This window comes from Neisseria sp. HMSC070A01, from assembly GCF_001810165.1.
Lineage (GTDB): Bacteria > Pseudomonadota > Gammaproteobacteria > Burkholderiales > Neisseriaceae > Neisseria.
This window is the reverse complement of record NZ_KV800134.1, coordinates 1-7,184: the sequence shown is the minus strand read 5'-3', so window position 1 is coordinate 7,184 and position 7,184 is coordinate 1. Positions and strand designations below refer to the sequence as shown.

The window sequence follows — 7,184 nt, the reverse complement described above, 5'->3', positions numbered from 1 at the left end:
ACCATCGTTGACGGTGACGGTAAAACTACTACTACTATCGTTAAAGATGGTGCTACTGGTGCCGACGGTAAGAATGCTGAAGCCGACGTTAAAGACAACGGCGACGGTACCCATACTGTAACCATCAAAGACGGTAACGGTAACACCACTACTACCATCGTTAAAGACGGTGCAACTGGTGCTAAAGGTGACACCGGTGCAGACGGTAAGAACGCTGAAGCCGACGTTAAAGACAACGGCGACGGTACCCATACTGTAACCATCAAAGACGGTAACGGTAACACCACTACTACTGTCGTTAAAGACGGTGCAACCGGTCCTAAAGGTGACAAAGGTGACCCAGGCGATAAAGGCGTCCAAGGCGATAAAGGTGACAAAGGTGATACCGGTGCTACTGGCGCTAAAGGTGAAGATGGTAAGAATGCCAAAGCTGCTGTTAAAGACAACAAAGATGGCACTCATACTGTAACCATTACTGATGGTGACGGTGAAACCACCACCACTATCGTTAAAGACGGTAAGAATGCCAAAGCTGTTGTTGAAGACAACAAAGATGGTACTCATACTGTAACCATTACTGATGGCGAAGGTAAAACCACTACCACCATCGTTAAAGACGGTGCAACTGGCGCTACCGGTGCTAAAGGTGAAGACGGTAAGAACGCTGAAGCTAAAGTTGAAACTACAGGCAAAGGCGACCATACTGTAACCATCAAAGACGGTAACGGTAATACCACTACTACCATCATTAGAGATGGTAAAGACGGTAAAGATGCTGATGGCAAGTTCGGTCTGCGTGATGAGGACAGTGCTGAAATCACCAAACCACTGAATAACACTATTCAGATTAAAGGTGATGCGGGTACTAAAGTTCAAGTATTCGACAAAGCAACCGGTAAGACTTCAGAGAAAGAAGTTCAAAACATCTTCGTTAAGAAAGACGGCGATGCGCTGAAAGTCAGCTTGAACCCTGATCTGACCGTTAACAGTGTTACTACTAACGAACTGAAAGCAGGTCCTGTAACCATCAACCAAGGTGGTATCGATGCCGGCAACACTACTATTAAAAATGTTGCTCCAGGTAAAAACGGTACCGATGCGGTTAACGTTGACCAGCTGAACCAAAAATTCGGCGATGTGAACAGCAATGTGAACAAGGTTGACAACAACGCCCGCGCAGGTGTGGCTCAAGCCTTGGCTACTGCCGGTCTGCCACAAGCTTACTTGCCAGGTAAGAGCATGTTGGCTATCGGTGGCGGTCACTACCGCGGTGAAACCGGTTACGCTGTCGGCTTCTCTAGCATCTCCGATGGTGGTAACTGGATCATCAAAGGTACTGCTTCCGGCAACTCACGTGGTCACTTCGGTGCTACTGCAGCAGTTGGTTACCAATGGTAATCTGACTTTCAGACGGCCTGAAAAGGCCGTCTGAAAAGACGAAGCAAAGTAAATGCGGCCTATTTAGGCCGCATTTTTTTATGCTTAGATTATGTTTTGAATTTATTTGATGAATTAATCAGGACAGTAGCCAAAGATAAATGAATATATCTTTAGCAGTCTGTTGCAATTCAAAAGGCCGTCTGAAACATCATTGGATGCTTCAGACGGCCTTTCTTTTATTCGCACTATATGCCATTAATCCCAAATATTTGCGCGTTCGACTTCTTTCCATGCGTCTAGAATCAGGCTGCCGTCGTTGTCTTTCAGCAAAGTAGCATCTGAGAGCATACGGCGCCAAGTGCGGGCATTTTTTAGGCCGTGCATTAAGCCTAGTGCGTGGCGGACGATGTGGCGCAGGATGGTGCCGCGTCCTGAAGCGATTTGTTCGCGACTGTATGCGTATAGCCAAGCCGCTAAATCTGCGTATTGGATTGGTGCGTGTGCGTCGTTGTAAAACAGTGCATCCCAATCACGCATCAGCATTGGATTGTGATAAGCCTCGCGCCCGATCATGACGCCATCGACAAATTTTAAGTGTTCGGCGATTTCTTCGTTGGTGGTAATACCGCCGTTAATCAAAATTTCTAAGTCTGGAAATTCTTGTTTTAAGCGGTACACGTATTCATATTTGAGTGGCGGGACTTCGCGGTTTTCTTTCGGGGATAAACCGTCCAGCCAAGCATTGCGCGCATGGACGATAAATGTGCGGCAGGCTGTTTTTTCGCGAAGTGTTCCCACAAAATCTGCCACGACTTGATATTCTGTTTGTCTGTCTACGCCGATGCGGTGTTTGACCGTTACCGGAATTTCAACTGCATCCTGCATCGCGTTCAAACAATCTACCACCAAATCTACATCATTCATCAAGCAAGCGCCGAAAGCGCCTTTTTGAACGCGTGGGCTGGGGCAGCCGCAATTTAGGTTGACTTCATTATAGCCATACGTCTCAGCTGCTTTGGCAGCGATTGCCAAGTCATGCGGATCTGAACCGCCAAGCTGTAAAGCTACCGGTTGCTCGCCTTCGTTGAAACTCAAAAAGCGGTCTTTATCTCCGTAAACCACCGCGCCTGAATTGACCATTTCGCTATAAAGCCAAGCATTGCGTGTAATTTGTCGCGCCATAAAGCGATAGTGTCGGTCTGTCCAATCGAGCATGGGGGCAACAGACAAACGGCGGGAAGGTAGGGAAGAAGCAGACATTGAGATGGCTTTCAAACAAAATAACGCATTATATAGTGTATTAAATTGACTTTCGATATCGGCCGGTAAATCAAAATTATATATAAGGTATCACTGGGTCAGCCGTGTTGTAGCTAAGGCTAAATCCATTCATGGTGGTGGAAATCCAATATTCAGACGGCCAAATAAGTTTTAAAATGTCAAACAACAAACCATTAGAATGATAAGGAAAAAAAACATGGCACAATTTTTCGCCATCCATCCCGATAATCCCCAAGACCGCCTCATCAAACAAGCCGCCGACATTGTCCGCAGTGGCGGCGTTATCGTTTACCCTACAGACTCCTGCTACGCGCTGGGTTGCAAACTCGGCGACAAAAATGCGATGGAGCGCATTCTCGCGATTCGTAAAATCGATCAAAAACACCATCTGACTTTGATGTGTGCCGATTTGAGCGAATTGGGGACTTACGCCAAAGTAGATAATGCCCAATTCCGCCAGCTCAAAGCAGCTACGCCCGGCAGCTACACCTTTATCCTACAGGCAACCAAAGAAGTGCCCAATCGCACGCTTCACCCCAAACGTAAAACCATCGGCCTGCGTGTTCCTGATAACGCCACTGCCTTGGCACTTTTGCAAGAATTGGGTGAACCTATTTTAAGTTGCACCCTTATGCTGCCCGAAGACGAAGAGCCGTTGACCGATCCATACGAAATTCGAGACCGTCTTGAGCATGCTGTCGATCTGGTTATCGATGGCGGCTGGTGCGGTACTGAGCCGACGACGGTTATCGATATGACCGATGGCACCGAGCTGATTCGTCAAGGTAAGGGCGATATTGCCGTATTCGGTTTGTAAAGCTATCCGCGTCTGTATAAGTAGGGATATGCGTATCCTTCCTATTATGTATTAAACGCATATTGCCGATTTTATTGATAGCTTAAAAACCAAATTATTCAATTAAGCAATTGTTCAAAATCATTTCAGCAAAGGCCGTCTGAAATCTTTCAGACGGCCTTTTCCATTTTTTAGAAAACAATTTATTTTAAATAAAATTCCAAGTAATTGGCACGTGGCTTGCATGATTACTGTGTTTGCTGATGACTTGTCGACGGAATACAACATTACGCTTATTAATAAAAACATGGCCGGAGAACTTTTGATGATTGGTTTTTCTGTTCAAGCGCCATGATTTTATTTAAAAATTAAAGATAATCGGTTGATATTTTGGACTAGCGGATATTTTGTAAGTATGAAATACTATACCGTTGCGAGATAGTCAAAGACCTAAATTTTGTCTCAAAGTGACAATAAACGTCAGCTTGAGATAAGCATTTTGCTGGGAAACCTCCGCATAAATTCTTAAAGTAGCGTCATGTTCATACTCACGCTTTTACCCATCATAAAAAGAGAAAGACACACCAATGAATAAGATATTTAAAGTTGTTTGGAACCGTACGATTCAATCTTTCGTCGTAACTTCCGAATTGGCCAAAGGCCGTGTGAAATCATCTGCCGAACAAAACAGTACAGAAGTATCTGCTGAATCCGGTAAAAATGGTATCGCGACAGTTTTTAGATTGACAGTGATTTCGGCAGCTCTTTTGGGTGCGGGTAATTCGTATGCGGCAACTGCAGTACGAGGAAAAATTGAATTTGATGCTGTAACCAGTGCTACTGCGGTCAGCGGTGCAACAGCGACCGGTATTGGTGCTCTGTCAGTAGGAGCATCAGCCAATGCCACGGCTAATGGTGCAGTTGCGGTAGGTACGAGTGCAAATGCAACACATAATAACAGTCTTGCTGTTGGTACAAATGCCAAGGCTACTCAAAATCATGCTGTTGCGATGGGTGCAGATACAAGTGCAAGTAGTTCACATGCAACAGCGATAGGTAAAAGTGCTAATGCTGTTTCTACAGATTCAACAGCATTGGGTGCAGATTCCAAAGCAAATGGTACGCAAGCGACAGCGGTAGGTAAGAATGCACTTGCTAATAATATCGATACCACAGCACTTGGTAATTCAGCTCAGGCTTATGGTATTGGCTCAATGGCTTTGGGCAAATCCAGCACGTCAAGAGGTCAAGACGGCATTGCGATTGGCAGCGGCAGTCAGGCTGCAGCCAATGCGCAAAATGCCATTGCAATCGGTACCAATGCAGTGGGTTATCAAAGTGAGTCTATCGCTATAGGTAATTCAACCCAAGCTCAAACTGGAAATACCATTGCCATCGGTAAAAGTGCAGTGGCAAATTCTCCAAGTTCGGGTAGTGCGCTATCAAGTGCTATTGCACTTGGTACAGACGCGAATGCAACCGGCCTTGGTACGATTGCTATTGGACGTGCATCTGGGGTTCTTTCCCAAAACATTATGCACCCGGGTTTAACTCACAATAATATTGCTATTGGTAATACGGCTCGAGTAGGCGATTCAAGTAGTCCTAAGATAACTCAGGCTATTGCTATTGGTTCAGGTAACCGTGTCGATGCACAGGGCAGACCTGAGGGCGCGTGGGCAAAGGGTGACCAATCTATTGCGGTTGGTGGTAATGTTGTAGCTGAGGGTAATTCATCTATCTCGGTGGGTGGTGATGACCTTGATAGTGTTGGTGGTACCCAATATTCAGGCAGCGCAACGGACAAATTCATCAAATACAATGCCCAAGGTGCGAAAGTTGGTGAATATGCGCTACGTGGTAAAAATCTGCGGGATATCTATAAAGAAATGACCGGAGATACAATGAATAGCGGGGTTTATGGTAATACCATTGCCGGTCAAGGTTCTGTTGCATTAGGTGTGCAGTCTAATTCATCTGCCGATTTGTCTCTGGCTATTGGTACTAAATCTCAAGCCACTGCCTTTGGTGGTGTAGCTTTGGGTACAGGTGCAAAAGCAACTTTGCTGAACTCTGTGGCTTTGGGTACGGCTTCTAAAACCGATAAAGAAGGTCGGGCATACGTTCAACGCGAAATTATGGGTGTAACCTACACTTGGGCAGGCGGTCAAACTACCGATGCCGGTGATGTTGTGTCTGTTGGTTCTCAAGGTTACGAACGCCAAATTATCAATGTATCCCCTGGCGATATTTCTGCTACTTCTACTGATGCCATCAACGGCTCTCAACTTTATGGCGTATTGAATGCGCTTGAACGCGTTCGTTATTTTTCTGTTAAGTCAGAAGAAGGCAAAACTGACGGTACGAAAAACTGGAACAATGACGGTGCAAAAGCAACCAATTCGATTGCCATCGGACCGAATGCGGCAACAAGCACTGGTGCGACGGGTAGTGTTTCTTTAGGTCATAATGCCAACGTACTTGGTTCGTCTTCTGTTGCCGTTGGCCCAAATGCAACTGTAACTTCTGGAACTGTGGGTGCTGTTGCCTTAGGCTCTAATGCCAATTCCCGCGGTACGGGTTCTATCGCCATAGGTTTGAATACAGAAAATGATCGCAATTACTCTATAGTCGTCGGTGCACACAGTAGAGCCAATTACGAAAATGCAACCGTTGTCGGTGCAAGGGCAGCGGCACAAAATAACGGTACGGCAATGGGCTATTTGTCAAATGCAGTCGGTGATGATTCTGTTGCTATTGGTCATCAGGCGCAGACTGCTCAATCTTATTCTATTGCCATTGGTAAGCAGGCAAACAGTTCAGGCCTTTATTCCACCGCTATTGGTTCTTCAGCCCAAGCAGCCGGACATAGTAGTTTTGCCGGTGGTAATAATGCAAAAGCAACTGGAAGCGATTCAGTTGCGTTGGGTAATGGTGCGACAACTACGGTTGGTAGCTCTGTTGCTTTGGGCAATGGTGCTGTCGGTGCGGCCAATAATTTTGACGCAACAGCTAAAAATGCGACATTCAAAAACGATAGCGGTGCGGTAACCAACGTCAGCTATGCAGCTTCTTCATCCGCCAAAACAGGCGCGGTTTCTGTAGGCAGCGCAGGTAATGAACGCCAAATTCACAATGTCGCTGCAGGCCGTATTTCCGCCACTTCGACCGATGCGGTCAACGGTAGCCAACTGTATACAGTTATGAACAATGTTGGACACAATATCCAACAAAATGGCACAGACAAATCCCGTATCAACAACAACGGTACAGTCAACTACGCCAATGGCAACTTGACGACCGTTGCGGTCACCGATGGCGAAAATGCGTCAAAAGTTCAAATTAATGTCACTCAAGGCACATTGTCTGTCGATAATAATGGCACGGTGTCCGCACCGACTGCCGGTGTGGCGACTGCCGGCGATGTAGCCAATGCCATCAATAATGCCAAAACCACAACCAATGTAGCGGCAGGCAGCAATACGCATGTCAATAAGACAACTTCAGGCAAAGAAACCACTTATACCGTCAGCGCAGATAAAGCAACGGTACAAGTTTCCAATGCTTTGAATTTGACTTCCAATGCTACAACCGCAACCGATGGTGCAGTAACAACTGATTACAGTATCGATCTCGCTCAAAGTACTAAAGATAATATCCAAAAAGGCGTAGACGCCAAAACTACCGTTGACACTAAAGGCCTGACCTTCAACGGCGACAGCGGCAG

Annotated in this window: 4 protein-coding genes; 3 read left to right on the top strand and 1 reads right to left on the bottom strand. The window is 46.1% G+C overall.

Annotation, left to right across the window (positions count from 1 at the left end; all coding sequences use genetic code 11):
- Positions 1–1,398 (top strand): YadA family autotransporter adhesin (locus HMPREF2711_RS10635; RefSeq protein WP_210396698.1); only part of this gene is annotated, 1,398 nt, incomplete at its 5' end.
- A 237-nt stretch (positions 1,399–1,635) separates the two neighbouring features.
- Here HMPREF2711_RS10635 and dusA read toward each other — a convergent pair.
- Positions 1,636–2,646 (bottom strand): tRNA dihydrouridine(20/20a) synthase DusA, encoded by a 1,011-nt coding sequence (dusA, locus tag HMPREF2711_RS10630; protein WP_141745677.1) that lies wholly within the window; start codon positions 2,644–2,646, stop codon positions 1,636–1,638.
- A gap of 211 nt (positions 2,647–2,857) precedes the next feature.
- Between dusA and HMPREF2711_RS10625 the strand changes: the two genes are divergently transcribed.
- The gene (locus tag HMPREF2711_RS10625) at positions 2,858–3,478 is read left to right on the top strand and encodes an L-threonylcarbamoyladenylate synthase (protein ID WP_036491940.1); all 621 of its coding nucleotides are present in this window, start codon (positions 2,858–2,860) and stop codon (positions 3,476–3,478) included.
- A 566-nt stretch (positions 3,479–4,044) separates the two neighbouring features.
- Positions 4,045–7,184: ESPR-type extended signal peptide-containing protein (locus tag HMPREF2711_RS11075; RefSeq protein ID WP_283118296.1), on the top strand; the 3,140-nt coding region annotated here is incomplete at its 3' end.

Coding starts and splice junctions, on each gene's coding strand:
- HMPREF2711_RS10625 (WP_036491940.1), top strand. CDS start 2,858: ATGGCACAATTTTTCGCCATCCATCCCGATAATCCCCAAGACCGCCTC.